2 protein-coding genes are annotated in these 3236 nt (G+C 71.7%); both read right to left on the bottom strand.

The window, feature by feature from the left end; genetic code table 11:
* Positions 1-1439: type I polyketide synthase (locus CHC09_RS44755; RefSeq protein ID WP_179277577.1), on the bottom strand; the 1439-nt coding region annotated here is incomplete at its 3' end.
* A 54-nt stretch (positions 1440-1493) separates the two neighbouring features.
* On the bottom strand, positions 1494-3236 hold a 1743-nt coding region (locus CHC09_RS44750; RefSeq protein ID WP_089299357.1), incomplete at its 5' end, for a phosphopantetheine-binding protein.

The raw sequence follows: 3236 nt of genomic DNA, 5'->3' as shown, positions 1-3236 counted from the left end.
CGCGCCGACACCACCCACGGCACCACACCCGGCACCTCCACCGGCGAAACCTGCGGCTGAGCCGGAGCCTGCTCCAGGATCACGTGCGCGTTGGTCCCGCTCACTCCGAAGGCGGACACACCGGCACGCCGGGGTGCTCCGGTCTCCGGCCAGGGCTGCTGCTCGGTGAGCAGCCGGATCTCGCCGGAGTCCCAGTCGACGATCGGATTCGGCGAGTCGACGTGCAGTGTTCGCGGCAGGATGCCGTGCTGGATCGCCTGGACCATCTTGATGACGCCACCGACACCGGCCGCGGCGACGGAGTGCCCGATGTTCGACTTCAGCGAACCCAGCCACAACGGCTGCTCCGCGGGGCGCTGACCGTAGGTGGCCAGCAATGCCTGCGCCTCGATCGGATCACCCAACCGGGTTCCGGTGCCATGCGCCTCGACGGCATCCACGTCGGACACGTCCAGACCGGCCGCCGACAATGCCTGCCGGATCACCCGTTCCTGGGAGGGCCCGTTCGGAGCGGTCAGGCCATTCGACGCACCGTCCTGGTTGACGGCCGAACCCCGTACCACCGCAAGGATCTTGTGATTGTTGCGCTGCGCGTCCGAGAGCCGCTCCACCAGCAGCAGGCCGACACCCTCGGACCAGCCGGTGCCGTCGGCGGCCGCCGCGAACGACTTGCACCGCCCGTCCGCGGACAACCCCCGCTGCCGGGAGAAGTCGATGAATCCGCCCGGATGCCCGTTGACCGTGGCGCCACCGGCGAGTGCGAGCGTCGACTCGCCGCGGCGCAGCGACTCCACCGCCAGGTGCAGGGCGACCAGCGACGACGAGCAGGCCGTGTCCAGGGTGACGGCCGGACCGTCGAAGTCGAAGAAGTACGAGATCCGGCCGGACGCGACGCTGTTGAGCCGCCCGGTCGTCAGATATCCCTCGAGCTCCGGCGGGCCGTCCAGGTCGAGGTAGCTCTGCCCGGCGACACCCGCGAAGACACCGGTCCGGCTCCCCTTCAGCGTCGCCGGGTCGATGCCGGCGTGCTCGAACACCTCCCACGCCGTCTCCAGCAGCACCCGCTGCTGCGGGTCCATCGAGAGCGCCTCTCGCGGGGAGATGCCGAAGAAACCCGCGTCGAAAGTGGTCGCGCCGTCGAGGAAACCCCCTTCCCGGGTGTACGACGTACCCGGGTTGGCGGGATCCGGGTCGTACAGGCGCTCCACGTCCCAGCCACGGTCGGCCGGCCACGGGGTGATGCCGTCCCGGCCGTCCAGGACCAGCTGCCAGAGCTCCTCCGGCGAACCGGCCCCGCCCGGGAACCGGCAGGCCATCCCGATGATCGCGATGGGTTCCCGCTCGGCCGACTCCAGTTCCCGCACACGTTCGCGGGTCTTCTGCAGGTCGGCGGTGACCCACTTCAGATATTCGACGAGTTTCTCTTCGTTGTTGGGCATGCGCTGATCACTGTCTTTCCGGGAGCGCGAGCGGGTGTCGAGGTCGGGACGGCGTCACTTCGACAGGCGTCCGAACTCGTTGTCGATCAAGTCGAAGATTTCGCTGGCGGAGGCCGACGCGATGCGGTTCTGCAGGTCCGGTATCTCGTCGGCGGGCGCGGGCCCGGTCAGCCGGGACACCATCGCCTCCAACCGCGCGGTGACGGCATCCCGCTCCCCCGCGTCGCCGACCCCGGTGAGCAGGGCCTCCAACCTGTCGAGTTCGGCGAGCACCGGGCGGGCCGGGGCGAGCTGGGCGAGCACGTGATCGGTCAGGGCATCCGGGGTCGGGTGGTCGAAGACGGCCGTGGCCGACAGCCGCGTGCCGGTTGCCGTGTTGAGCCGTTGCCGCAGCTCGACGGCGGTCATCGAGTCGAAGCCGAGCTCCTGGAAGGAGCGGCCCGGGTCGAGGGTGTCCGGGTCGGGGTGGCTCAGGACGGCGGCCGCCTCGGCGCGGATCACCCGCGCCACCGTCTCGCGCCGCCGCTCGGGCTCGAGTCCGGCCAGCGCGTCGGCGAGCGATTCCACCTTTCCGGTACGCGCCGCCGGCCGCACCCGGGCCGGCGCGGGCACGGCGGTCGACGCCGTCCCCGCCCCGGTGAACGTCTCCAGCGGGACGTCCTGGAACTCCAGGGATTCGACCGTCAGCACCGGCTGTCCGCTCTCGTCGGCCAGGTGCAGGCTGATCGTCGCGTCACCGGTGGCCTCCGTCCGGACTCGTACCGCGGTCGCACCGGTGGCGTGCAGCCGGACACCGCGCCAGGTGACCGGTACCCGGACGACGTCGCCCTCTGCCGGGTCGACCGCGCCGGCCAGGGCCGCGTCGAGCAGTAGCGGATGCACGCCGAAGCCGGCGGCCTCCGGGTGCCGGTCCTCCGGCAGCGTGACGTCGACACCGTCGTCGCCGGCCGGCGGCGGTGCGTCGTCCGTCTCGGTGTGCAGGTGGCCCTCGGCGTGCAGGGTCCACGCGGTCGCGACGCGGTCGGGTCGGGCGTGCAGGGACACCGGGCGGCGGCCGTCGGGGCCGGGTGTGCCGACCCGGACCTGGGTGGCCAGCGCGGTCCCCTCCGGCAGCAGCAGCGGGGCGGTGATCGTCAGGTCGTCCAGCGCCGAGGCACCGACGTGGTCACCGGCGCGGATCAGCAGATCGACGACGGCCGCCGCCGGGACGACCGTGCGCCCCGCGAGCCGGTGGGCGCCCAGCCACGAGGCCGGGGACAGGCGACCCGCGAACAGCGTCTCGTCGGCGCCAGCCACCGGCATCTCCACACCGAGCAGCGGGTGACCCGTGTCGGCACCGCCGGCGGGCGTGGCCGTGCTCGGCGACGCTTCGATCCAGTAGCGCTTGCGCTGGAAGGGGTAGGTGGGCAGGTCCACGTGACGCCCGCCGGTCAGCAACGGTGACCAGTCGACGTCGCGGCCGGTGACGTGCAGCTGGGCGAGAGCGGTCAGGAAGGAGGTCCGGCCCTTGCGCATGGTCGGCGCTACCACCGTGACGGTTTCCAGGCTCTGCTGGACCAGCGCCGACAGCACCGCGTCCGGTCCCAGCTCCACGAACCGGGTCACACCCTGCTCCTGCAAGGTGATCACACCGTCGTGGAAACGGACCGCGCTGCGGATCTGCTCACCCCAGTACTCCGCGGTGCAGATCTCGTCACCGGCGAGCCGGCCGGACACGTTGGACACCAGCGGAATCCGCGGCGGTGACAGCCGCAGCCCGGCAACAATCGCCACGAACTCCGGGATCACCTCGTCCAT

This window comes from Actinoplanes regularis, from assembly GCF_900188005.1.
GTDB lineage: Bacteria > Actinomycetota > Actinomycetes > Mycobacteriales > Micromonosporaceae > Actinoplanes > Actinoplanes regularis.
This window is presented reverse-complemented; position numbering and strand designations above follow the sequence as displayed.